The 22571-nt window shown below is 68.1% G+C and carries 25 protein-coding genes; 15 read left to right on the plus strand and 10 right to left on the minus strand.

The window, feature by feature from the left end; genetic code table 11:
- Positions 1-296 precede the first annotated feature (296 nt).
- The gene (locus tag ACWGKS_RS22410; protein WP_452523966.1) at positions 297-545 is read right to left on the minus strand and encodes an SHOCT domain-containing protein; all 249 of its coding nucleotides are present in this window, start codon (positions 543-545) and stop codon (positions 297-299) included.
- Positions 546-1553: 1008 nt separating this feature from the next.
- On the opposite strand from ACWGKS_RS22410, the gene ACWGKS_RS22415 reads away from it, so the two are divergent.
- From ACWGKS_RS22415 to ACWGKS_RS22450, 8 genes are read left to right on the plus strand one after another with little or no spacing between them, the layout of a single operon-like run.
- Positions 1554-1904 carry an NADH-quinone oxidoreductase subunit A gene (locus ACWGKS_RS22415; RefSeq protein ID WP_452523910.1) on the plus strand — a complete coding sequence of 117 codons (351 nt, stop codon included), beginning with the start codon at positions 1554-1556 and terminating at the stop codon, positions 1902-1904.
- Positions 1895-3004, plus strand: a complete 1110-nt coding sequence (locus ACWGKS_RS22420; protein ID WP_452523912.1) for a hypothetical protein — start codon at positions 1895-1897, stop codon at positions 3002-3004. The genes ACWGKS_RS22415 and ACWGKS_RS22420 overlap by 10 nt, the downstream gene beginning before the upstream one ends.
- Positions 3001-3930, plus strand: a complete 930-nt coding sequence (locus ACWGKS_RS22425; protein ID WP_452523914.1) for an NADH-quinone oxidoreductase subunit H — start codon at positions 3001-3003, stop codon at positions 3928-3930. The genes ACWGKS_RS22420 and ACWGKS_RS22425 overlap by 4 nt, the downstream gene beginning before the upstream one ends.
- A gap of 8 nt (positions 3931-3938) precedes the next feature.
- Positions 3939-4502, plus strand: a complete 564-nt coding sequence (locus tag ACWGKS_RS22430) for an NADH-quinone oxidoreductase subunit J (protein WP_452523916.1) — start codon at positions 3939-3941, stop codon at positions 4500-4502.
- Complete coding sequence (gene nuoK / locus ACWGKS_RS22435) at positions 4499-4816, plus strand: NADH-quinone oxidoreductase subunit NuoK (protein WP_452523917.1); 318 nt, start codon at positions 4499-4501, stop codon at positions 4814-4816. Before ACWGKS_RS22430 ends, nuoK begins: the two co-directional genes overlap by 4 nt.
- Positions 4813-6774: a proton-conducting transporter transmembrane domain-containing protein gene (locus tag ACWGKS_RS22440; protein ID WP_452523918.1), complete on the plus strand. Its 1962-nt coding sequence runs from the start codon at positions 4813-4815 to the stop codon at positions 6772-6774. The genes nuoK and ACWGKS_RS22440 overlap by 4 nt, the downstream gene beginning before the upstream one ends.
- A 3-nt stretch (positions 6775-6777) precedes the next feature.
- Entirely contained in the window at positions 6778-8286 is a 1509-nt protein-coding gene (locus ACWGKS_RS22445) for a complex I subunit 4 family protein (protein WP_452523920.1), read from the plus strand.
- A 5-nt stretch (positions 8287-8291) separates the two neighbouring features.
- Positions 8292-9698 (plus strand): NADH-quinone oxidoreductase subunit N, encoded by a 1407-nt coding sequence (locus tag ACWGKS_RS22450; RefSeq protein ID WP_452523921.1) that lies wholly within the window; start codon positions 8292-8294, stop codon positions 9696-9698.
- 98 nt (positions 9699-9796) lie between these two features.
- On the opposite strand, the gene ACWGKS_RS22455 is transcribed toward ACWGKS_RS22450, so the two are convergent.
- Together ACWGKS_RS22455 and ACWGKS_RS22460 are read right to left on the minus strand one after the other, a co-directional pair.
- Positions 9797-10339, minus strand: coding sequence for a DUF2752 domain-containing protein (locus ACWGKS_RS22455; protein ID WP_452523923.1), 543 nt, complete (start codon positions 10337-10339; stop codon positions 9797-9799).
- Between the two features lie 133 nt (positions 10340-10472).
- Positions 10473-11237: a cytochrome c biogenesis CcdA family protein gene (locus ACWGKS_RS22460; RefSeq protein WP_452523925.1), complete on the minus strand. Its 765-nt coding sequence runs from the start codon at positions 11235-11237 to the stop codon at positions 10473-10475.
- Positions 11238-11394: 157 nt separating this feature from the next.
- Here ACWGKS_RS22460 and ACWGKS_RS22465 point away from each other — a divergent pair, with 157 nt between their 5' ends.
- The 6 genes from ACWGKS_RS22465 (at position 11395) to ACWGKS_RS22490 (ending at position 16012) form a co-directional block, all read left to right on the plus strand.
- Positions 11395-12111 carry an SCO family protein gene (locus tag ACWGKS_RS22465; RefSeq protein WP_452523926.1) on the plus strand — a complete coding sequence of 239 codons (717 nt, stop codon included), beginning with the start codon at positions 11395-11397 and terminating at the stop codon, positions 12109-12111.
- On the plus strand, positions 12108-13361 hold the full coding sequence (locus ACWGKS_RS22470; protein ID WP_452523928.1) for a Dyp-type peroxidase: 1254 nt from the start codon (positions 12108-12110) through the stop codon (positions 13359-13361). The genes ACWGKS_RS22465 and ACWGKS_RS22470 overlap by 4 nt, the downstream gene beginning before the upstream one ends.
- Positions 13362-13727: 366 nt before the next feature.
- The gene (locus tag ACWGKS_RS22475) at positions 13728-14390 is read left to right on the plus strand and encodes a tRNA-dependent cyclodipeptide synthase (protein ID WP_452523930.1); all 663 of its coding nucleotides are present in this window, start codon (positions 13728-13730) and stop codon (positions 14388-14390) included.
- A gap of 61 nt (positions 14391-14451) precedes the next feature.
- On the plus strand, positions 14452-15078 hold the full coding sequence (locus ACWGKS_RS22480; RefSeq protein ID WP_452523932.1) for a TlpA family protein disulfide reductase: 627 nt from the start codon (positions 14452-14454) through the stop codon (positions 15076-15078).
- Positions 15079-15170: 92 nt separating this feature from the next.
- A complete protein-coding gene (locus ACWGKS_RS22485; RefSeq protein ID WP_452523968.1) occupies positions 15171-15830 on the plus strand; it encodes a class E sortase in 660 nt (219 codons plus the stop codon).
- Positions 15827-16012 (plus strand): hypothetical protein, encoded by a 186-nt coding sequence (locus ACWGKS_RS22490; RefSeq protein ID WP_452523934.1) that lies wholly within the window; start codon positions 15827-15829, stop codon positions 16010-16012. The genes ACWGKS_RS22485 and ACWGKS_RS22490 overlap by 4 nt, the downstream gene beginning before the upstream one ends.
- 188 nt (positions 16013-16200) lie before the next feature.
- On the opposite strand, the gene ACWGKS_RS22495 is transcribed toward ACWGKS_RS22490, so the two are convergent.
- The 4 genes from ACWGKS_RS22495 to ACWGKS_RS22510 form a co-directional block, all read right to left on the minus strand.
- Positions 16201-16485 (minus strand): hypothetical protein, encoded by a 285-nt coding sequence (locus ACWGKS_RS22495; protein WP_452523936.1) that lies wholly within the window; start codon positions 16483-16485, stop codon positions 16201-16203.
- Entirely contained in the window at positions 16482-16604 is a 123-nt protein-coding gene (locus tag ACWGKS_RS22500; protein WP_452523937.1) for a hypothetical protein, read from the minus strand. Before ACWGKS_RS22500 ends, ACWGKS_RS22495 begins: the two co-directional genes overlap by 4 nt.
- Before the next feature lie 40 nt (positions 16605-16644).
- Positions 16645-16893 (minus strand): hypothetical protein, encoded by a 249-nt coding sequence (locus ACWGKS_RS22505; RefSeq protein WP_452523939.1) that lies wholly within the window; start codon positions 16891-16893, stop codon positions 16645-16647.
- Positions 16894-17309: 416 nt separating this feature from the next.
- Complete coding sequence (locus ACWGKS_RS22510; RefSeq protein ID WP_452523941.1) at positions 17310-17936, minus strand: class I SAM-dependent methyltransferase; 627 nt, start codon at positions 17934-17936, stop codon at positions 17310-17312.
- A gap of 550 nt (positions 17937-18486) precedes the next feature.
- Between ACWGKS_RS22510 and ACWGKS_RS22515 the strand changes: the two genes are divergently transcribed.
- Entirely contained in the window at positions 18487-18627 is a 141-nt protein-coding gene (locus ACWGKS_RS22515; RefSeq protein ID WP_452523943.1) for a hypothetical protein, read from the plus strand.
- 495 nt (positions 18628-19122) lie between these two features.
- On the opposite strand, the gene ACWGKS_RS22520 is transcribed toward ACWGKS_RS22515, so the two are convergent.
- From ACWGKS_RS22520 to ACWGKS_RS22530, 3 genes are all read right to left on the minus strand, one after another.
- A complete protein-coding gene (locus tag ACWGKS_RS22520) occupies positions 19123-19881 on the minus strand; it encodes a DUF2637 domain-containing protein (RefSeq protein ID WP_452523970.1) in 759 nt (252 codons plus the stop codon).
- Between the two features lie 562 nt (positions 19882-20443).
- Positions 20444-21604 carry a hypothetical protein gene (locus ACWGKS_RS22525; protein ID WP_358516214.1) on the minus strand — a complete coding sequence of 387 codons (1161 nt, stop codon included), beginning with the start codon at positions 21602-21604 and terminating at the stop codon, positions 20444-20446.
- A 96-nt stretch (positions 21605-21700) separates the two neighbouring features.
- Positions 21701-22183, minus strand: a complete 483-nt coding sequence (locus tag ACWGKS_RS22530; protein ID WP_197724892.1) for a helix-turn-helix domain-containing protein — start codon at positions 22181-22183, stop codon at positions 21701-21703.
- Positions 22184-22571: the final 388 nt, after the last annotated feature.

Consider the following 22571-nt stretch of genomic DNA (forward strand, 5'->3'; position numbering starts at 1 on the left):
TGATCCCGCCTCCGGTGGGGGAAGTAGGTCACTGGGCGTTACTGACCATCAGACCTGCGGCTTCCCCGGCGAGGCAAAAGACAGGGCCGGGGTGCGGTGTTCGCACCACGGCCCTGTGGGCGCTCCCGTTCAGCGCGGCGCTGCGCTCGGTGAGCGGTGTGACCGGGGCAACGCTCGTTCTGGTCGGCGCCCCCCAGATCAGCGGACTGCGGACCGCTTTCATCCTGGCCCTGCGGCAGTGGGCAGGCGGCTACCGGCTACCGCTGTCAGGAGTCGCATCGAAGCTGCACTGTCCGTCAGCGCTCGTCGATCTCGGCCCGTAGACGCTGATAGTCCTCCCGGCCGATCTCACCCGCGGCATAGCGCCGGTCGAGTTCCTGCCGCGCCGGGGTGAGCGGGACCTCTCGGGCCGAGCTCCCGGATGTGCCGCTGGCGAGCTGGCGGATCAACCAGATGATCCCCACCACGATCAGCACCAGCAGGGCCACTCCGACCAGGCCCCACAGCAGCATCCACGGCATCATGCCCATCCCCATGCCGTCCATCACGGCGACCAGCTCCCTTGTCCGCTCGGCGGTTGGAAGAACGTACGTCGAGTTATGCGTCCGTGCACTACGACAGAGCTTCTACCCATCAACTCCTGATTATCCACCTAAGGAACTTAGTTTTCAAGGTGGGCGATTCGGCATGACCAGGCACAAGGTCCCGATGTTGTCCCTGGCGAAGGTCCCTCCTCAAACGTCACATCCACGGTTTACCCACAATGAGGGTGCCAGCGATCCGGGTGGGAACGCCGGAGCGGTGGAGCGGCCATGAGGGGTGGACGGGTGCGGGGAGGAGAGGAAATGGTCGGCGAAGTGGTGGGCGACGAGTCGGCACAGTGGACCAGACAGCCATCGGAACCACGGATTGGCGGGGGCGTCATCGGTGAAGGGCAGGCGCAAGGCGTCGGCCTGGACGCGCGCCCCAGGTACGGATTGACCCTTTCCAGCATCGCCGTGAACACGTCTGTGAGGGCCACTTACACCTTGGGATGGTCGCGAAGAAGGCGCTCAGAGGTAGGGCCGGTACCGGAACCGACGTCGAGTACGCGGGCGCGGGGCGGAAGCAGTCGGGCGAGCTGCCGTTGCGCCGCGCCTCCGATGGTCAAGAGCCACAGACGGCGCAGCGCTGGATAAACCAGCGCGGCACCAGCGGCCGCCGCGACCGTGTCCCACCTGGGCGAACCGGGGCGCGACTGCCCGCCGGGCACGCAGCAGATGATGCAGAGCCCCGGCATGCAGGCGATGATGCAGGCTCCGGGAACGGCCGCGATGATGCAAGCGTGCGACCTGGCCGACAGGTGAATCGGCCGTTCGGGTCCGCCAGCACCAAGGCAGCGGGGTTCGTGTTCCCGCCAGCGTTTCCTCCCGGCTCTCGGAACGCCTCGCTCTTAACGTGGGAGGGCGTGAGCGCGGGAGCGCAGAGACGTAGCCCCGCCCATTCGGCGGTTTGCGACCTGCGGACGGCGGGCAGTCACAGGCGCGAGCAACCGTATCGGGCGGGGGAAACGGATGGATGCCTTCGGACCGGTGCTCGTTCTGGCCGGGGTGATGGCCGCCCTCGTCCTCGGCGTCTACGGCCTCTCCGCCATCGTCCGCCTTAGGCGCGCGCCGGTGAGGGTGGAGCCGTTCCTGTCGGGTGCGGCCGTGACCGAACACGCGGTCTCCCGTCACCATGTGCGCTGGTACACGGTGACACTGCTCTTCTTGGCCTTCGACATGGAGATGGTCTTCATGTACCCCTGGGTGCTCGTGGTGGCGGACAAGGGCGCGCCCGCCGTCGTGGAGATGTTCGCTTTCCTCGCCGTCCTGGTCGCGGCGGTCGTCTACGCGTGGAGGGAGGGGGCGTTCCGGTGGACCTGACCGGCTGGCTGCTGCGCCGTGCCGTGCCGTGCGCCTTCGTCGCGACCGCGATCGGAGGGACGGGTGCACGGCTTGCGGTGGAGCGGACACTGCGGGAACGCGGTTGGAGGCAGGCGCTGAGTCCGGCTGAGGCCGACCTGCTGGTGGTCTGCGGGCCCGAACACGCGGACATGGACGAAGCGCTCGGCCGGGTCTGGGGGCAGATGCCCGGCCCTCGCGCTCGCGCTCGCGTTCGTGTGGAGTCGGTCAACGGTGCCGCCCGGCTACTGGACGAGGCGCGCGTTGACCTACTCGACCTCACCCGACAGCGTCGCGACGCCGACGAACGCGACCGGGCCGCGCGCGAACAGGCGGAGCCGGAATCCGACGGGGACGAGGAGATGCCCATGCCGGGCGGAATCCCCATGGCCGACCGCGGTGAGGACCGCGACGGACTGAAGCTCGACCAGCTCCACATCGCCCTGGGCCCGGCTCTGCCCGACTGGCCCACCGGACTGTCCCTGCGCCTGACCCTCCAGGGAGACGTCGTCCAGGAAGCGGAGACGTCGATCGTCGGCGAAGCCCCAGCGACTGTCCCCTTCTGGAGCTCGCCGCCCTCGGGTGCCGACGCCTCTCCCGACCGGGCGTCGTTCAGGGCGGCCCGCGTCCTGGACTCCCTGCAGCGGCTTCTCGCCGTCAGCGGGTGGTCCACTGCCGCGACCGGCCGTCGGCTGCGCGACGCACTCCTGGAGGGAGGCGGATCGACCGGGGACGCGCGGCGGGAGGCGCTTCGCTGGCTGCGGCGGGTGCGGCGCTCCCGGATGCTCCGCTGGTCCACCGACGGGCTCGGTCGGGTCACGGACGTTGCTCCGCAGGCGCTGCGCGGCGACGCCACCGACCGGTGGTCGCGCTGGCTCGACACCGTCGAGGAGGCGCTCGGGGAGCCTGGCCGCCGTAGTGGGTCGTCGAACGCCCTCAGAGTCGAGACCGCGCATGCCACGCTGGAACTGCTGCCGTCGCTCGTGGTCGGACAGGAGTTGGCAGCGGTACGGCTCATCGTGGCATCCCTGGACCCCGACACCGAGACCGTCGGCACCTGCGCTCCGGAGCATGACGCATGAGCGGGGCCGCGCCGCTGTGGACCATCCTGCTCGTGCCCGTGCTGCTGTTCGCCTTCGGCTACGGCGCCGCGGTGGGGACGGCCGCACTCCGTGCGCAGGCCGCGGGAACCGCACCGGCAGCCGGGCTGACCGCTCCGGCGCGGGAGTCGGCCCGTCTACTCGTGCAGCGGCGGCGGACCATTGCCGGTGCGGACACGCTGCTGTGGCGCCTGGGCGGGGCGATCCTGCCCGTGGCCGCGGCACTGGCGGCACTGGTGATTCCACTGGGCCCGATGGCGATCAGCGACCTGTCGGTCGGCGTCGTGTGGTTCAACGCCATGGAGGTGCTGGCCTGGTGCGCGGTGTGGATGCTGGGTTGGGGCGCCAACTCCGTGTGGGGACTGGTCGGGGGCTACCGGTTCCTGGTGCAGGGGCTCTCCTACGAGCTGCCGCACATGTTCGCTCTGACCGCCGCGGCCCTGGGCGCGGGCTCGCTGCGTGTGGGCGACATCGTCGCGGCCCAGCAGGAGCAGGTGTGGTTCGCCGTGCTCATGCCGGTGGCCTTCGGGGTCTACCTGCTCTCGGCGCTGGCCATGACGTTCTGGGGCCCGTTCGGTACGCCCGTGGGACGCGATCTGGTCGGTGGCGCGGCCGCGGAACTGTCCGGCGTGGATCGGCTGGTCTTCCGCGCCGGCCGGTACATGCTCCTGGCCGTCGTGGCGGCGATGGCGGTGCCGCTCTTCCTGGGCGGCGGCGCGGGCCCCCTCCTGCCCGGCTGGGCGTGGACGTTGATCAAGACGGCGGTGGTCCTGGGGTCCCTGGTCTGGCTCGGGCACCGGTTGCCCGCGGTGCGGATGGACCGGTTCACCGAGGTGGCATGGATGGTGCTGGTCCCGCTGACCCTGATCCAGGCCCTGGTGATCTCCGTGTACGTACTGGTGCGTTAGGAGGAGGAGTGGCCGAGACGGTGGTGTTCGCGGTCTGCGCCGTGGGCGCGGTGGCCTCGGGCGTCATGGTGTTCGTGGTGGACTCCATGGCCCGGGCGACCTTCGCCCTGCTGGCGTCGTTCGTCCTCACGGCGGTACCGATTCTGCTGCTGGGACTGTCCTACCTGGGCGTGCTGGTGATTCTCATGATGGTCATGGAGATGATGGTCATGGTCGTCTTCATGATCATGTACATGATGAACCCGGCCGGGTTGATGCCGATGACCATGGTGCACAACAAGGTCGGCTCCCTGGCCGTGGCGATCGGCACGTTCGTTGCCCTCGCCGCGGGCGTGTTCCTCGTGCCCTGGCCCGAGCGCACGGGCGAGCTTCCCGCCGACCCCGCGTTCGCGCTGGGTGAGGCGATCATGGGGGAGCACATGCTCGTCATGATGCTCGTGGGCCTGGTGTTGTTCGCGACGATGGTCGCCTCGGTCGTGCTTTCCACCCACCGGGGCCGCTACGACCGCTACGGCGACGACCTGCGGAGGGAGCGCCCCGACGACCCGATCGGCGGGGGGCTGGTCCGATGACCCTGGAGATGTACCTGCTCCTGGCCGCCGCGCTGTTCGCGGTGGGGCTCTTCGGCGCGTTGAGCCAGCAGTCCATCGTCATGATCATGATGGGACTGGAGTTGATGATCAACGGCGTCATCGTCGCCGCGGCCGCCTTCTGGTTCCACACCTCCCCGGAGCGGCCCGACGGACAGGTCCTGGTCCTGGTCGCGGTCACCGCGATGGCCGTGGAGATGGCCATGGGATTCGCCGTCACCACCGCCATCTTCCGGGCGCGCGACGTCGACATGGTCGACATGGCCGCCGACCTCAGGGACGGTGACGACCGGTGACGGCGGCCCTGTGGGCGCTGGTCGGCCTGCCCGCCTTGACCGGTCTGCTCCTGCTGCTGGCCGGTCGGCGTGCCGACGCGGTCGCCGCGCCGTGCGCCGTCGCCGCTGCGGGCCTGGGCCCCGTGCTGGGCGCCACCGTGGCTGTGACACGTCCGACCGCGACCGCGCCGGCGCTGGCGGAGGTTCCCGCCGGGCTGGCGGTGGACGGGCTGTCGGCCGTCATGGTGCTCACGGTCACCGCCGTCTTCCTGGCCGTGGTGCTGTTCGCGGCCGGTGAGTCGGGGGCCGACGAGGCGCGCGCCCGCTTCTTCGGCCTGATGTCGCTCTTCGCAGCGGCGATGCTGGTCACCGTGACGGCGACCGGCCTGCTGGTACTGCTCGCGGCCTGGGAGATCATGGGGGCCGTCTCCTACGCGCTCATCGGCTACTGGTGGAGCGAGCCCGACAGGGTGCGTTCGGCGACGCTGGCCTTCGTGACGACGCGGACCGGTGACCTGGGTCTGTACCTGGCGGCCGGAGCGGCCCTGGCCGGAGGCGCCGGAGCCCTCCAACTCTCCGGGCTGGCGTATCTGGAGGGCGGATGGCGGGATGTGGCCGTCGCAGGGGTGATCGTCGCTGCCCTGGGCAAGTCGGCGCAGCTGCCGTTCAGCTTCTGGCTCTCGCACGCGATGGCGGGCCCCAGCCCGGTCTCGGCCCTTCTCCACTCGGCCACGATGGTCGCGGCGGGCGGCTACCTGCTGGTGCGGATCGAACCCACGATCGCGGCCACCGGTTGGGCGGGACCGTTCCTGGCCTGGACCGGGGTGGTCACCGCACTTCTGCTCGGTGCGGTCGCCCTGGCTCAGTCCGACCTGAAGCAGTTGCTCGCGGCCTCCACCTGCTCCCAGATCGGATTCATCGTCCTGGCAGCGGGCGTGGGCGGCATCGCGGGAGGAGCCCTGCAGTTCACCGCGCACGCCGCAGCCAAGAGCCTGCTCTTCCTGTGCGCCGGGGCCTGGCTGGCGTCGTTGGGAACGCAAGACCTGGGGCGGCTGCGGGGTGCGGCGCGGCGCCGCCCGCTGGTGGGAGCGGTGTTCACGGTCGGGGCACTGGCCATCGCGGGACTGCCACCGCTGGGGATATGGGTGGCCAAGGACGAGGTGTTGGCGGCGGCGCTGGCATCCGCACCCGCTCTGTACGCCGCGGGCCTGGTGGCAGCGGCGATCAGTGCGGCCTACGCCGCGAAGGCACTGGCCGTCGTATGGACGGTCGGCTCTTCTCAGGAGGAGGGCCGACCTGAGGGACACCACAGCGCCACCGGATCGGTGTCGCCTTCCGAGCGGTCTGCTCTGCTCGCTCTGGCTGTCTCTACCGCGGTACTCGGGGTGTTCGCTCTCCCCCCGCTGGCGCGGTGGTGGCGCGCGCTGCTGGGAGCCGCAGGCGAACCGGAGCCTTCGGTAGGGGAGATGGCGGCCTCAGGCCTTCTGAGCGTCGCGGTGGTCGTCGGCGTCTGGTGGGTGTACGCACGCGGTACCACATGGGTCACGGCCGGAGCTCTGCCGGGCAGGCAGTGGCTGGGCGACTGGCTCGGGCTGGAACGCCTGGCGAACGGCGGCGTCGTCCGGCCGACCATGGCACTGGCGCGGAGCCTGGCCGCCTTCGACGACCGCGTGGTAGCTGGCGGTGTAGGGGCTGCCGCATGGTCTGCGGCTGCGCTGTCGCGGGGGCTGGCCGCCTTCGACGACCGCTCGGTAGCGGGTGGAGTGCGCGCCGTCGCGGAACTGGGTGTGTCAACGGCCGGAGCTGTTCGAACCCGCGTCGAGACCGCGGTGGACCGCGCGGTGGGAGCTGTCGCAGCGGGTGCGCGATCCGCCGCCTCCTGGGCTCTGCGCCCGCAGACCGGTCTCGTGCACCAGTACTACGCCCAAGCGGTCGTCGCGCTCGCGGTGCTGGCCGCCCTCTTCCTCCTGGTGAGATGATCCGTGCTCTCGATCGTCGTGTTCCTGCCCCTGCTCGCCGGGTTGGCACTGCTCGTCGTGCCGCGTCCGCGTGAGGCCGCCGTAGCGTGGACGTGGGTCGCGGTCGCCGCCCTGGACCTCGTGCTCGTTCTCGGCCTGTGGGTGAACTACCAGACCACCGCAGGCCCGGATGGTGGGGCCGGCGCCTTCGCCTATGAGACGAACCTGCGCTGGATCCCCAGCGTCGGAGCGGGTTACCACGTCGGCGTCGACGGGTTCTCCCTGCCGCTGCTGGCGATGACCGCGGTGCTCTTCCTGGCGTGCGCGGTCTACTCCCTGCGCCAGCGGCGACGAAGCCGTGCCCACGCCGTGCTCTTCCTGTTCCTGCAGACGGTCTCGATGGGGCTGTTCAGTTCCCTGGACCTACTGCTGTTCTTCGTCTTCTTCGACCTGTCCATCGTCGGGATGTACTTCGTCATCGCCGGATGGGGGCACGGCCAGGCGGCCCGGTCGGCGCTCCAGTTCTTCCTCTACACCTTCCTCGGATCCCTGGCGCTGCTACTGGGCTTCATCGGCCTCTACCTGGCCGCTGACCCCCACACCTTCGACATGGTGGAGTTGGCCCGCCAGACCCCCCTGGAAGGACAGGAGATCGCGGGAGGGCTGGTGCTGCTCGCCATCGGGATCGGCCTGGCCGTCAAGACGCCCACCGTCCCCTTCCACACCTGGCTTCCTCCCGCACACACCGACGCCCCAGCGGCCGGATCGGCGATCCTGGCGGGTGTGCTGCTGAAGATGGGCGCCTACGGGTTCGTGCGCATCGCGATGCCGATCCTCCCCGGAGCCTGGAGCGAGTACGCGATGGTCATCGTGGTCATCGGTGTGGCCTCGGTCCTGTACGGCGCGCTGGTGGCACTGGCCCAGACCGACTTCAAGCGCATGGTCGCCTACACCTCCGTCAACCACATGGGCTACATCCTCCTGGGCCTGGGCGCGGCCGGACTCGCCACGGCCGACGAAGCACGGGCAGCCGCCCTGGCCGTAACCGGCGGCGTCACGCAGATGGTCAGCCACGGGCTGCTCACGGGCGCACTGTTCCTGCTTGCCGGTGCCCTCCACGACCGGGGAGGCACCTACGACATGGGCTCCTACGGCGGCCTGGCCGCGAAAGCCCCGCGCTTCGCCGCTTTGGCCGCCGTCGCGTTCTTCGGGTCCCTGGGCCTACCGGGCCTGTCCGGGTTCATCGCCGAGTTCCAGATCTTCGCGGGCAGCCTCGGACCGGTTCCGGTGCCCACGGCACTGGCGCTGTTGGGCATCCTCATCACCGCGGCCCTGTTCCTGCGGGCGCTGCAACGGCTGTTCCTGGGCGGTCCTGGGCCGCGCACGACTCGGATCAGCGACCTGTCCGTGCGGGAGACCGCCGCGATCGCGCCGCTCCTGGCCCTGTCCGTGGCCATCGGTCTCCTCCCGTACTTCCTGCTCGAACGCATCGAACCCGCGGCCCATGCCCTGGCCGCTCTGGTGGCCGGGTGAGCGGTATGGGGCAAATGAACCTGGCCGCTCTGCTGCCCGAGATGATCCTGGCGCTCGCCGCGGTGGGGGCACTCCTGCTCGGGAGCTGGACGCCCCGTGAGCGACAGTGGATCGTACGGTTGTTCGTGTCCGTCGCTCTCGTCGGGGCGCTGGCGGCCACGCTCCTGGCCGCAGTCCACACCGCGGAGACCGTGACCAGCGGCTACGTGGTGGACACCGCCACGCACGCGGTACGCGCCGCCGTGCTGGTGGGGGCCCTGGCCACGGTCCTGCTCGCCGCCGACACCTTCGCCGGCCATCCGCGTGAGTCGGAGTTCTACGTCCTGTTGCTGCTCGGCGCCCTGGGAACGGTGGCGCTGGCGGGCGCGGACGACCTGCTGGTACTCGCCGTGGCCTACCTCCTGGCGAGCATCCCGCTCTACGCGCTGGTCGGCTTCGCCAAGGACAGTCGCGGCACCGAGGCCGCCCTGAAGTTCTACCTGATGGGCGCCCTGTCGGGAATCCTGCTGCTCACAGGTACCGCGCTGCTGCTCGGCGCGGGCGGCACGACCGGCTACGCCGGACTCGCGGACGCCCTACCCGGGGCGCCCCGTGCCCTCGTGGCCGTCGGTGCCATCGCGGTGCTGGCCGGGCTGTTGTTCAAGGCCGGGGGAGTCCCCCTGCACTTCTGGGTGCCCGACGTGACCCAGGGCGCCCCGGTGCCGGTCGCCGCCTTCGTCACCACCGTGCCCAAGATCGGCGCGCTGGTCGCCCTGTACCGGCTGGGCGACCAGGTCCTGGTCGGGGCTTCGCTGGACTGGCCGCTGCTGGCCGCGCTCCTGGCCGCGGCGTCGATGACCCTGGGCAACCTGGGCGCCTTCTTCCAGACGGATGCGCGGCGCCTGCTGGCCTACTCCACCATCAGCCAGGTCGGATACCTGCTGATGGCGGCGGCCGCGGTGAGCGGGCCCACCGGACTGGCCGAGCCGGGACTGCTGTTCTACCTGGGCGCCTACCTGGCGGCCAACCTCGGGGCCTTCGCGGTCGTGTGCGCACTCCGGACCCGGACTCTGGAGGAGCACACCGCTCTCTTCCGCAGCCACCCCTGGCTCGCGCTGAGCCTGGTCGTGTGCCTGCTCAGCCTCGTGGGCACACCGCCCACGGCGGTGTTCGTCGGCAAGCTCGCCCTCTTCACCGCGACCCTGGACGCGGGCCTGGGCTGGCTCATGGTGCTGGCCGCCGTCAACACCGTGGCCAGCCTCTTCTACTACCTGCGGTGGATCCTGCCCCTCTTCCGCGTTGCCCCTGCCCCGGACGAGGAAGGATCGGAACCTGCGCCCCCTGGTCGGTGGAGTACGCCGACGGCGGCCACCCTGGCGGTGCTCTCACTGGTCCTGGGCCTCACGGCGGGGCTGGTCCTCGGTCTGCTCTGAGACGTGAGTCCGGGCATGAGCGGCAGATTTTCGGGCATTGGCGCCGGAACAGACAAGAGGCTCACAGTCCTCGTCCCTTCAGAGCCCGCGACTGGGGATCAGGACGAACGGTGAGCTGTGGTCAACAGGCGACGGCGCTTGACGTTCAGCCAGACGAGCATCACCAGCACGGGCAGCGCGTTGAGGAGAGGGCCCACCAGAGAGAACGAGTCAGGCGGGGAGCTCAGCAGTTCGGCGTTGAGCTGTTGCCGGGCGGCGAGTAGGCCGAAGAGCGTGCCGCCGACCACGGCGATCGTGGCCCACGAACGTACGTGGACGTTGAGCCAGCGGCCGGTCGCCAATCCGAGCGCGAACCTGACAAGGGTACCCACCGCTCCGACAACCAGGGGAACACCGAGCGGATTGTACTTCCATGAGGTGGCGAAGTCCCCGCCCATAACCGCCCAGACGGACCGGGTACCGCCGCAGAGCGGGTCCATGATCCCGACGTAGTGAGCCGGACCGTGGATGTCGACCGGCGGCAGGCCGAAGACCGCCATCGCAGCTCCCAGGACGAGCCCGCCCAATGCCACCCAGGCGAGCGGCCGAAGACGGTCACGTCCCTCGACCCGGAATTCGATCGGCCGGAGCCATACGGGCATGTCGCCCCCTTCGTCGTCCATATGTGTTCGGGGATCGCCGGAGCCGTCGGCTCCTGGCAGTGTGATCCGGCAGGCCACACGGAGAATACACCTATGCAACTTAGGCAATGGGCCGGGGGAACACTCCCGTGGGTCACAAGGGCAGGGTGTAGCCGCCCACCAGCCGTTGCATGTCGACCATGAACGCGCTCCACACCCCGCTCACCTGGGCGATACCGAGCAGGACCATCATGGCTCCGCCCACCCAGGACACGATGTCTCCGCGCCGCCGGGCCCAGCTCACCACGCGCATGGTCTTCGACAGCCCGAGGGCGACGAGGAGGAAGGGCAGGCCCAGCCCGAGTCCGTAGACGAAGGCGAGGAAGGCACCGCGTCCCGCCGTTCCGGTGGAGACCGACAGGGTCAGAACCGCGGCCAGCGTGGGGCCCATGCACGGGGTCCACCCCAGGCCGAAGAGCACTCCGAGCAGCGGAGCCCCGGCCAGTCCGGAACGGGGCCGGTAGGTGAGTTTGAAGGTCCGCCCGATCAGGGGAAACCTGCCCAGCACACCCATGAACGCCAAGCCCAGGATGATGGTGACGACGCCGAGGACGCGGATCATGGTGTCCTCGTATTCGAGCAGTAGTCCGCCCAGGCTGCCGAACAGCGCCCCGTAGATGGCGAAGAGTCCGGAGAAGCCCGCGACGAACAGCAGTGTGCCGATGACCGCACGGCTGCGGAGTACTCCGCCTTTGCGTCCGTCCCGCCCTTCGGTGCCCGACATTCCGGCGATGTAGGACAGGTAGCCGGGCACCAACGGCAGGCAGCACGGAGAGGCGAAGGTGATCGCTCCGGCGGTGAGTGCGAGTAGGGCGGCGAAGAGCAGCGGGCCGCTGGTGACGATCTGCGCGATGTCCATCGTGTCGAGGGTTCCTTCATGGGTGTCGTCCTGTGTCGAGCGGGGGGTACGGCACTGTGACTAAGCTACTTAGGTATCCTAGGTCGCGGTCCCGCGAGAGTTCATCCGCCCCCTGGGACACATCCCCACCTTCCGCATCCACCGTTCGGGAGTACGCATGCCCCTGGCACACCGGATCCGCTCTCTCACCGCAAATCCCGCCCTCCACAGCCGCCGCGCGCGGTACTCGGCGCGGGCCGCGGCCGTGCTCGCCGTCGGGCTGCTGGTCTCCGCCTGCGGCCTGTCCGAGAGCCAGGACGAGCCGCTCGCGCAGATAGTCGACCAGGACGATGAATCCCACTACCGCGGTGTCTACCTCGACCCGCCGATGGAGGTTCCGCACGCGGTCCTGACCGACACTTCGGGTCAGGCCTTCGACCTGCACGCGGACACCACCGCCCCGGTGACGCTGCTCTACTTCGGCTACACAAACTGCCCCGACGCCTGCCCGACGACCATGGCCGACGTCGCCCAGGCGCTCGACCAACTCGACACCGACCAGCGCGAGCAGGTCCAGGTGGTGTTCATCACCACCGACCCCGAACGCGACACCGGATCGGTGCTGCGCGCGTGGCTGGACAACTTCGACTCGGACTTCGTCGGCCTGTCCGGGGATATCGGGGAGACCGCCGACATCGCCGAGCCGCTGGGGATCGCCCTGGAGGAGAAGACCGACCACGGCAACGGCCACTACGACGTGGACCACGGAGCACAGGTCCTGGCCTTCGACCCCGACGAGCAGGGACGGTTGCTCTTCCTCACCGCCGCCCCGGTCGAGGACTTCGTCCACGATCTCCCGCTGCTCCTGGAGGAGACCGAGGGCGGCGCCAAGTGACCAGAACCGACCCCGGTCCGGACACCGGACAGCCCTCGCGACGGGGCCTGGACCGGCGCCGCTTCCTCGGCTCGCTGGGCCTGGCCGGGATCGGCGGCGCCGCGCTGGGCGCGGGCGGGGCCGCGACCCTGAACGGCGGTGAAGCGGCGCTGTCCACTGTCGGTGGGCGCGCCATCCCCTTCCACGGTCCCCACCAGGCCGGGATCGCCGAACCACCGCAGGCCCGGCTGGACCTGCGCGCCTACGACCTCCGGCCGGGAACTGATCGCACGGCTCTCCAGCGGCTGCTGCGCGCGTGGACTACTCACGCCGAACGGCTCGCCCGCGGGGACTGGACAAATGACGACACCCCGGTGCTCGGGTCGGGGCCGTCCGCGCTAACCGTCACCGTCGCCTTCGGCGCCTCACTGTTCGACAAGATCGCGAACCTGGCCGCCCGCAAGCCCGACCGGCTGCTCCCACTACCGGCGTTCGCCGGTGACGAGCTGGATCCGGTCCGCGGCGACGGCGACCTGCTCGTGCAGGTGTGCGCCGACGACGCGCTCGTGGCCGCCCATACCGCCCGGATGCTCGGGCGGGAGGCTTCCGCAGCGGCGACCGTTCGCTGGCACATGTCCGGTTTCACCCGCTCCGCGGGGGCGCACCCGGACTCCGCCGCGACGCGGCGCAACCTCATGGGCCAACTGGACGGCACCGGCAACCCGAGCCCAGACGATCCCGGCTTCTCCGACGCGGTGTTCGTCCCGGCCGACGGTGAGCCGGACTGGCTGCGGGGCGGCTCCTACCTGGTGATGCGCCGGATCCGGATGCTCCTCGACACATGGGAGCAACTCCGAACCGACGCCCAGGAACGGGTAATCGGACGCGACAAGGACACCGGGGCACCTCTGTCGGGAGGAAGCGAGCACAGCGACCCCGACTTCGACACCCGCGGGGACGACGGCATCCACCTGATCGCGCCCGACGCACACGTGCGCATGGCCCACCCGGACGCCAACCGGGGCGCGGCGATGCTGCGGCGGGGCTTCTCCTACGATGACGGCCCCTGCGGTGACGGCGCACCGGATGCGGGCCTGCTCTTCCTCGTATGGCAGGCCGACCCGCTGGACGGTTTCGTCCCGGTACAGCAGCAACTGGCCCGCGGTGACGCGCTCAACCGGTTCGTCCGACACGAGGCCAGCGGCCTCTACGCAGCCCCCGGGGGTGTCACCGAGGGCGAGTACCTCGGGCAACACCTGCTGGAGGGATGAGCCGCGTAGCCGCCTCCCTTCGAAGAGGCGGGCATCACCGCCGCCGCCAGCGCGCCGCCGTGGCGCCGCAGCGCGTTGGCAAGGTACGCGGGCGGCATCACCGAGACACAGCAGGGTTCCAGGAGCGCCGTCTCGAACGACGACTCGCCCATTCACCCTCCGAAACGCATGTCAACTAAGACACTTAGGTCTAAGCTGCCCAGGTAACGACCGGAGAGCCAATCCATTCGATGGAGCACGCTCCGTAGCAGTGGCGACCAGAGAGCGAGAACCCCGGCGATGCACGGCAAACCGAAATCACAAGACGTGGTGGATGACACGTCTGACAGGCAGATCCACCCACCAGAGTCGGCCGAAGAGGAGGGAATGCTGGTACGGCCGCTTTCGCCGTACTGCTCTCCTGCCCTGGCAGCGCGTACACACGCCTGCCTGGGGATCAGCCCGTTCAACGGCTACTTCACCCGCGAACGGATCCGGGACCTGGCCGGATGGGCGCTCAAACGCTTCAGTGCCGTGCACCTGTACATGCCCGACGGACCGACGGCCGCGACCCTGGAAGCCCTGGGATACCCACCCGACCGGGCGGCGAGCAAGGCCCGTGCCCAGTGCAGGTACCTGCGTAACAAGATGCTCAGGGCCTTGGAGGACCTCGGCGTCCCCGATCCCGAGCGGCTCATCTTGGACTCGGCCGCGCTCGCCGACAACACTCGCTACCAGAAGCTCTTGGGCGAGGTCCACAGTCTCTTCAACGGGGATCCCGGGTTCCGCCACGCGTGCCTGGACGCGACCCGGTGGGTTCTGGAGAGTCGGATCGCCCTGGACCAGATGACCGAGGCCCGGCTGCGGACCGCGGTCCCCTACCTACTCGCCGAACTCCCCCTGTTCAGCCACACCCCCGACATCATCGGCAAGGCCGCCTCAGTGTTCTGCTACCACCGGCCCCCGTGGTTCGTGGATGACCTGTTCCACCGGCGTCTGGCTTGGCGCCCCCTGCCGCAGCAGGGATTCGCCGTGGTCACCCGCTCATGACCGCGGACCGCCGACACGTCCGTCCGGGACGCGCCCATCCCATCCAGTGAGGTTTCCAACGATGCCCTTCCACAGAACCGGTATCCGCCCGCGCCCAATGCTCCGGGCGGGCGCGGCCGCCATCATGCTGGCGCTCACGCTCGCCTCGTGCGCCAACGCCGACGCCCTCACCAGCAACGGCGGTGACGAGCGCTACATCCAGGGCGACGGGTCCGAGACCGTGTTCGCGCCCGACGAGCGCATGCCCGCGCCCGAGGTCAGCGGGGAGACCCTCGACGGCGACCCGGTGAGTCTGGACGACTACCTCGGCGACGTCCTGGTCCTCAACATCTGGGCGAGCTGGTGTGCGCCATGCCGGACGGAGATCCCCGTGCTCAAGGAGGTCTACGCCGAACACCAGGAGGAGGGCCTGGAGTTCCTCGGTGTCGACATCAAGGACGACCGCACCGCCGCGCAGGCCTTCGTGCGCAACCTGGAGATCCCCTACCCGAGCATCTACGACCAGCCCGGCGAGGTCCCCATGGCCTTCCGGGACACCGTCCCGCCCCGTGCCATCCCGAGCACGATCGTCATCGACCACGAGGGCCGCATCGCCGCTCGGGTCATCGGCGAGATCACCTACAACCAGTTGACCGAGCTCGTCGAACCGGTGCTCGACGCGCGCAACGGAGAGGCTCACCCGACGTGACGACGGCGATTCCCCCGACCAGGCCGGGACCGGGCCGCACCCGAGACCGTCGGAGACGCCCCCGCCGCACCGCCGGTGACCTGGTCCGAGCCCTGGTCGGCCTACTCGGTGAGCTCGCACTCACCGCGGGCCTGGTCATGCTGCTGTTGGCGGCATGGGTGCTCTACGGCAAGACGTTCGAGACCGATCAGGAGCAGGACCAGCTCTCGACGGGTCTCGAAGAGCAGTGGTCCGAGGCCACCGGTCCAGGCTCCGAGCCGCTGCCCGGATCGGCGCACAGCCGCCTGTACATCCCCTCCCTGGGCCTGGACTGGGTGGTCGTCCACGGCGTCACCCCGGACGACATTCGCCACGCGCCCGGCCACTATCCGGATTCAGCCGACCCCGGGCAGTTGGGCAACTACGCCATCGCGGCGCACCGTGCCCCCGGCATGTTCTGGGACGTGGACCTTCTGGAGGAGGGCGACGCGATCGTGTTGGAGGACCAGGAGAACTTCTACACCTATGAGGTGATCAGCGACGAGGTGGTCACCCCCGACCGCATTGACGTGGTCGGACCAGACCCCTTCGACCCCGACAACGACGACCCGACACGGGCTCTGGTGACCCTCACCACCTGCTACCCGAAGCTGTCGAACGAGAAGCGGCTGATCGTCTACGGCGAACTGACCGACACCCGCCCCAAGGAGCAGGGCATGCCCGAGAGCACCGCCCACACGGCGCCGAACTCCGCTCAGAACCAGGAAGGATGAACAGCGCAATGTACAGCCTGATCTGGCGGATCCTGCCGGGCCCGGTGCCCGCCAAACTCGTCATGGCCCTCGGTCTCGTCTTCGGGACCGGGGCCATGCTGTGGTTCGTCGCCTTCCCCTGGGCCGACCCCTACCTGCCGTTCAACGACAGCACCCTGGACGTCGAGTCATCCGAGGGTTGAACCCGTGGGGATGTGGGCGGACCCGCCCGCCCCAGCCGGTCTCAGGGGCGGGGCGGCAGTGCATGCTCTCCATCGCGACCACCACCGCCACCACGGCACCGAGGACCAGCCACCGCCTGTGTCTTCCCAGTGTCCTGGCTGAGAAGCGGCGGCGCGCGGCGATCCGGTATCCGCCGCGCGCCGCGTCCTCAATGTTCCTTTTCCGGAGGAACAGGGCCGTCAGTCCGTCCGCGTTCGACCCTCAGCCGCTCAACTTCGGTGCGCAGACGCGCCAGCTCCTCCTCTTGCGCGGCGGTCGTCTCTGCTGAGCTGGAGGCGCCGCGCATGCCACGCATCATCAGCAGCATGGACATCGGACACACGAGCGCGACCGCGATCACGAACGCGGGACCCCACCACTGCGGTGCCAGAACCAGCACGCCCAGCACCAGGACTCCGAGTCCGATGAGCACCCGCTTGTCCAGACACTTCACGGCCGCAGCTCCTCCTGGCTTCGTCCCGTGCCCCGGCCGCAGAGCATGGGCCAGGACATCAGGACCTTCCCCAGACAGCCGAGGACCAGGACGACGCCGATCACCAGTGAAACGGACACGTCCGAGTCCCCTCTTCCCTCCCTGTGCGGTGAGGACGGCTTAACCGTCACCCATCATGCGCTCGTGCATCCGCCCCATGCCCGGGTTGTCGGACATCATCTGCTCGTGCATGCCCGACATCATCTGGTCGCTCTCCATCATCAGCTCGCACGCCCGCTCCATGCCGGGCGGCGGTGTCGGTCGACCGTGTTCCTCGGCGGCGGCCGGGGAGGCCGTGGCCACCCCCATGACGGCGATCCCCAACGCGGTGGTGGCCGCGACCGTCCAGCGCTTCAACCTCTTCGTCATACGCCCCTCCTTGCCTATATACCTAAGTTACTTAGGTGTTATTAGTTGTCCACGCTACCCGATCCCCCGCATCCAGTCATCCACTTCCCCAAAGGAGTACCCGTAGGCGGCGAGCGCGCCCAGACCGACCAAGGTGTCCGTGGTGGCGCTCAGCCGGAGGGCACGTCGGGCCATCCCTGGCTCACCGCGCCGCCCCACCGTCGCCGTTGCCGAAACCCGGCTTGGACGCGGGCTCAGTACCCAACTGACGGACAGCCCGGAAGAGCCTAGGCACGGCGAGCATCAGAAGAGCCACTCCGATCAGGCCACAGAGCAGTATGGAGCTCATGCCCGCCCCCACACCATCCATCGTGGTGACCAGCTTCTTCCCACGCGGAGTACGTTCCGGGAGCACGCGGCCCGCTCCCGTCCTAGTCCTATCCTTCGGATTTGGCCGCCACGACACGGGCGATGGTCCCGAGTCTGCGCCGCTCCGCGTGGACGATCAGCAGTCCGGCCGCACGGATACGGGGCTCGGGCTCGCGCAGCAGATGGTCCTCCAGCATGCGGCGGGCCAGCGGATCGAGCATCCGTTCCACCCCGCGCGGGAACCACCGGTGACTGCGCACGTGCTCCAGAACGGTCAGGCGTCCTCCTGGAACGAGCACGCGCGCCATCTCCCGAACCGCGGCACCGTCATCGGGCACGCTGCACAGCGTGAGAGTCACGACGACGGAGTCGAAGCTCTCCGGCGGCCACTCCAGACTCGTGGCGTCACCCTGGCGTAGTTCAACCCGACGCCCGAGCTCCGCCGCACGGCGCCTGGCGATGCCCAACATCCGCGGGCTGATGTCGACTCCGGTCAGCTCGACACCGTCCGGATACTCCGCCAGGTTGCGGCCGGTGCCGATCTCGACCTCCAGCGTGCGGCCGTGTGCCTGTGAACACGCCCAACGCCGCCCGTCCTCCAGCAGCACCACCTCGACGGGCCTGATCGCGCGATCGTAGCGGTCCGCGAAGCCGTCCCACAGCGCCCGTGACCTCTGCACCGGTTCTTCAGCCATCGGTGACCGCTCCCGCCCTGGGTATTCGGCGATCCCAGAAGGAACCGAGGGAAAAGCAAGAGAAGGGCGCCACTGAACTGCGAGGATTCGAGTTTCGAGTGTCGACGCCGGATCCGCAGCAGGGCACAGGATCGCCCTTCTGGTAAAGGACACTACACACTGGGACCACACCCCGTCAGTGCGTGGCGATGCGCGGTGCGCTCCTATGTAACCACCGCGGCCAAGCACGGTATCGGTATGTTCGAACGCCTGGCCTATCCGGCCGAGAGTGAGTGTTGGATGCCCGAAACCGTCTGAGCCCCCACCGGAACACCTGAATAGTCACCGTTGGAGGAGTAATGACTGAACCCATACCCTCACGTCCACATCGGAAGGTCACCCTGGATAGGGGAGGGTGAGCACACGTGCCGGATGGACTTCGAAAGGGCCAGAAAAACAGCCGTCCTTGCTCTGGCCCGCCGCACCATCCGTGCCGTCGAAACCCTCAGATCGACACAAAGATCACGAAACCATCCACTGATTCACCGCGCTCAACAGGAGGGGCTCGACCATGTCCAAGTTCATCGCGCCCATCGTCACCGGAGTTTTAGCCTTGCTCTTGGGAATCGTGCTGGGGTTCATTTCCGGATCGGAGATGTCCGACAGAGAAAACGACGTCCAGTCCGCAGACGACCGTGACGAGCAGGAGTGAACCGAAGACGAGAACGTCGAGTTGGACGAACACTAGTTCGACAGCGAAATCCCCCAACACAGAGTGCGGCGGCAACGGCTCGTACCTGACAGCGTTCGATGGTGAATGCCGCTTCGCTCTCATCGACCTGGCGTACACCAACGACGGCGCGGAGAACCAGGAATTCATCCAGCTGTTCGACTCGTACGTCGACCCTGATGGGTTGGAGAACGCCACCGTGCCCAGCGGCACCACCGTCGAGGCCACCGAGGTCGTCCCCGTGCCTGCGCAGAATGCTCAGATCCACTCGTACGGCGGCGTGTTCTACCTTGTCCGACTGAGGGCCTCCACGGGTATCAAGCACCAGGAAGCGGCCCTGCCCAAGAACTTGCGGGGCATGTCGATGACTCGTTCGGGACAAGCCCCTACCGCTCGTGCGTGGCCTCTCTTGCCAACCCTCCAACGCGGACCGAACTCAACGGATGCCTGTAGGCGCCGGTCAACGAGAAGCGGTTACTACCTCAACGCGGCGGAGGTCACTTCAGGCAGCGAGTCGAAGCGCCCCTGTTTACCCCACTCCTTGATCAACCGCCCCCAACGTTCCTTACGGTGAAAGCGCGCCGCGATCTGTTCACCGGTCGGCAACGAGCCATCCTCCTGCGGGTTCTCCAGCGCCCAGATCCAGGCATCCCTTTGCACCTTGGGAGGTGGGCGACCCCCCGTCCCCGCCCCACCCGGGGCGATGCCACCGGAGGCACCGCCCTGTTCCTTCACCACATGCAGATGCCGCCCGCCCTGCGGCTCCGGCGAGGCGGATTCAACATCCACCCCGAACTCAGGCAGGACCTCATCAACGGAGTGCGTACGCGATGCGTCAGCACTGCGTACGCTCCGCCCAGCCGTACGAAACTCCCGCATCAACAACTCGTACGCACCGATCAGAGCGAAGGACGGCCAAGCGTGAATGATCCTCGACCACATCGTGGGATCGGCCACCGCGACGTTGGCCGCGAGCGAGGCACCAGATCCGATGATCAGCAGCGTCCACGGCAACAACCCACCCCTGCGACCGTTACGGGCGTCGCTGAGCAGCGTCATCGAGGCGCCTACGATCATGCCGTCGACGGAGAGCGGGAACAACGCAGCCCGCCACTCGGGCTCACCATGGCGTAGCGCCAGTTCGTACATATGGCTGTAGCTCACCACCGCCGCGATCAACGCGAGCACCAGGACGGCGGCGATCGTGACGTAGCAGGACCAACGAGAAGGAGTCATCACCTTCACTCCCCCACACTCTGGTGCTCAGCCCGCGAACCCCGGTAGCCGTCCCTGCGCACCTTGGCGTGAGCTGGGAGGAGTTCGATCTGTGGCCCCTCGATCACAGGCTGAAGGTTCGCATTGTGTCGGGCTGGGTGCGCCACAAAACCCCAGTTCAAACGGGGTAAGCGAGGACCTCGGAAGAGGTCCTCGCGGCGTTTTCGGGCGATGTGTGCTCCTGGTGTGCTCCCCAGTACAAGACGAGTACAGGTGGGCGTCGACCTCACAGAGCACTTTGCCATCCCGTGACCGTGCGGGTCCGCCGTCGATGTGCCCCCGCACGCCCTTCAACACCCCGCGGCCGCCTCTGAACCCCTACCCTGCGCGGGGGGGGCAACCGGGGGCCGGACGAGCCCTCTCAGACGCCCATCGGAGTGTCCAACACAACCGGGGAGATTCACTTCGTGTCGTGTTCATGCCGTGGTGTTGGGACCGACCAGCTCATCAACCACACACCCGTCCGATCCTGTCTACCCGGCCACGCACGACCCCCGTCGACGTGAGGAACGTGCTCTCAAGCTCAGGAAGCCTCTCCGCGTTCTTGTAGAGATCCCTGGCGCTGTTCATGCCTTTCTCGGAAAGCCTCGCGCCGCTCCCGTTCGCGCCGGCTGAAGGCGGCGTTGCGCACCGACTCCTCGCTCTCGAAACCGGACCCGATCGCACCCGCCACCGTGGCCGCCGCCGTCACCAGCACAGGGATCAGCACATAGGTGCCCGCGCTCGTTTGCCCAGCGATGTACGAATCCAGAACCCCTGGCGAGAGCAATACCAGCGCCGCCGTCAGGTTGACCAGATACAGGCCCACATACAAAAAAGCTACTCCGAGGCCCAAGGTCAATACCGTCGTCGCGTTGAACAGCACCGCCTGTTGGCGCTCGTCGCGGGGGCGCGCCCTCACCGGTTCCCACAAGTTGTGGTAAACGATGAGCCATCCAGTCATCACCGACAGCGCTCCCACTACCGCGAGAGCCAGGCGCCAGGCTGACGAAGTGGTCGCGATCTCCCAAACTGTCGTGTTGAGCAAATAGAATGCACTGAAGGCAAAGGCACCGACCAGCGGGCTGGTTAAGCTCCAGGTCAGGCGCCAGGGCCGGTTGGCTCGTACCATCCCCAACAACAAACGCAGATTCCCCCACCGGGAGGAGATCCTGGCATCGACTTCGGGCTGTTCGGGGGTGTGACGCCGAAAACGCGCCGCTAGTAGGGGGATGCGGCTTCGTGCGTGTTGCGCGGTCCCCTCTTGGGGAGTCCCGGGTCTGTGCATATCAGCGACGAGCTGAGCCACTACCGCACCGACCCTGCGCCGCAGCGCCATGACCCCGAAGGCCGGCAACGAGACCACGACTACGCGCCGCTGGCTGTTCATGTCACCCATGATCGCTCGCTTGCCGCTGCGCAAGGGCAGGTCGGTCACGCATACGACCATGTCCCAGCCGCGCTCGGCCAACTTGGTCTCGGCGAGCTCCATCATCGCCGTGTGGCGGCTATCGCTGGGCGGGAGGCGTTCCCAGTGTGCCTGGGCGGCCCAGGTTTGTTCTGAGTCGACTTGTTGAGTCAACAACTGTGGAAGGTCCTGAGCGAGCTGTTCCCCGATCAAAGCTGGCATGGCGACGGGATCAGCGATCACGCCGACCGTAAGGCGGTTCTCGTTCTGGTCCTTCTGACGTTCTGTGTCCGGCAAAACTCCGCCCCTCTTATTGAGTGAGACTCAGGCAGGAAGGCTGATACACAAGCCCTGAAAGAAAACACCAGACCCTGAACCTTGCAAGCTCAGACCTCATTGTCTCAGAAACGGCAGCGGATTCCCTACTGAAATCTTATATGGAAAGAGTGAAAAATGTACCCGCCTCCTCAAGGGGTTATACTTCGATTTTACTGATCTTTGATGAGGCGCTTGACGGAATAGGGCACGGAACCAACCGGACCGATCGGATGAAACCGCGCAACAAACCGGGCTGTCACTGGACCGAGCACAGATGGGACCGCAGCACCCGCTCCAGCTCCTCCGAGCTCCGGAACGCCCGGTTCGCCAGATGGCCCTTCGGGTGTGCCCACAGTGTCTCGCCCGGCACTCCGATTGGGTTTCCGGTTTGTCATGATTTCTGGACTGCTTTTCCGCGGTATTGGCAGCGCCGAGCGTCTGTTTGATGGTCGAGGCAGGGCGCCCCGGTTGGCGCCCGATCGCTCGCAGGCTCTGGCCTTGGTGGTGCAGATCCGCGATCCGTTCCCGGTCGGTCAGAGTCAGAAAACGCGGGTACACCTGCGCTTCGAGCGCGGCTAGGGTTGGCGGAGGGCTGGTCAGGGACTTGGTGGTCGTCTACCCGGTGGGGAGTCCACGCTACGCCCGTCGGTGTAGAGCCAGCTGTTACCGGACTTGCGTACCCTGTGGTCCCAGTCCCGTGCGGTGCGCTCGTTCACCCCGACTTCTCGCGCGGTCTGTCGGGGCACGTGTGCGCAGGCGTTCGTACTCCTGGCGCGCTGGGTACGGCCGTTGTCGGCGTTGTGCGCTCGGCCCGGCCTGACGAGCCCGCCCCAAGGCGGTGTTCCGGTTGATCTCGAGCAGCCGGGCTACCTCGGTGGCGTTGCCGATCTGGTCCATCAGTTCCAGGAACCGTGCTCGCAGACGATCCCGTTCTTCCCTCGAAAAC

The sequence above is a fragment of the Nocardiopsis sp. NPDC055879 genome, from assembly GCF_053615935.1.

Excerpts from the sequence above, each read along its gene's own strand:
- ACWGKS_RS22410 (WP_452523966.1), bottom strand. The coding sequence starts at position 545 with ATGGACGGCATGGGGATGGGCATGATGCCGTGGATGCTGCTGTGGGGC.
- ACWGKS_RS22415 (WP_452523910.1), top strand. The coding sequence starts at position 1,554 with ATGGATGCCTTCGGACCGGTGCTCGTTCTGGCCGGGGTGATGGCCGCC.
- ACWGKS_RS22425 (WP_452523914.1), top strand. The coding sequence starts at position 3,001 with ATGAGCGGGGCCGCGCCGCTGTGGACCATCCTGCTCGTGCCCGTGCTG.
- nuoK (WP_452523917.1), top strand. The coding sequence starts at position 4,499 with ATGACCCTGGAGATGTACCTGCTCCTGGCCGCCGCGCTGTTCGCGGTG.
- ACWGKS_RS22450 (WP_452523921.1), top strand. The coding sequence starts at position 8,292 with ATGGGGCAAATGAACCTGGCCGCTCTGCTGCCCGAGATGATCCTGGCG.
- ACWGKS_RS22455 (WP_452523923.1), bottom strand. The coding sequence starts at position 10,339 with ATGCCCGTATGGCTCCGGCCGATCGAATTCCGGGTCGAGGGACGTGAC.
- ACWGKS_RS22460 (WP_452523925.1), bottom strand. The coding sequence starts at position 11,237 with ATGGACATCGCGCAGATCGTCACCAGCGGCCCGCTGCTCTTCGCCGCC.
- ACWGKS_RS22465 (WP_452523926.1), top strand. The coding sequence starts at position 11,395 with ATGCCCCTGGCACACCGGATCCGCTCTCTCACCGCAAATCCCGCCCTC.
- ACWGKS_RS22475 (WP_452523930.1), top strand. The coding sequence starts at position 13,728 with ATGCTGGTACGGCCGCTTTCGCCGTACTGCTCTCCTGCCCTGGCAGCG.
- ACWGKS_RS22480 (WP_452523932.1), top strand. The coding sequence starts at position 14,452 with ATGCCCTTCCACAGAACCGGTATCCGCCCGCGCCCAATGCTCCGGGCG.
- ACWGKS_RS22490 (WP_452523934.1), top strand. The coding sequence starts at position 15,827 with ATGAACAGCGCAATGTACAGCCTGATCTGGCGGATCCTGCCGGGCCCG.
- ACWGKS_RS22505 (WP_452523939.1), bottom strand. The coding sequence starts at position 16,893 with ATGACGAAGAGGTTGAAGCGCTGGACGGTCGCGGCCACCACCGCGTTG.
- ACWGKS_RS22510 (WP_452523941.1), bottom strand. The coding sequence starts at position 17,936 with ATGGCTGAAGAACCGGTGCAGAGGTCACGGGCGCTGTGGGACGGCTTC.
- ACWGKS_RS22515 (WP_452523943.1), top strand. The coding sequence starts at position 18,487 with ATGTCCAAGTTCATCGCGCCCATCGTCACCGGAGTTTTAGCCTTGCTC.
- ACWGKS_RS22520 (WP_452523970.1), bottom strand. The coding sequence starts at position 19,881 with ATGACTCCTTCTCGTTGGTCCTGCTACGTCACGATCGCCGCCGTCCTG.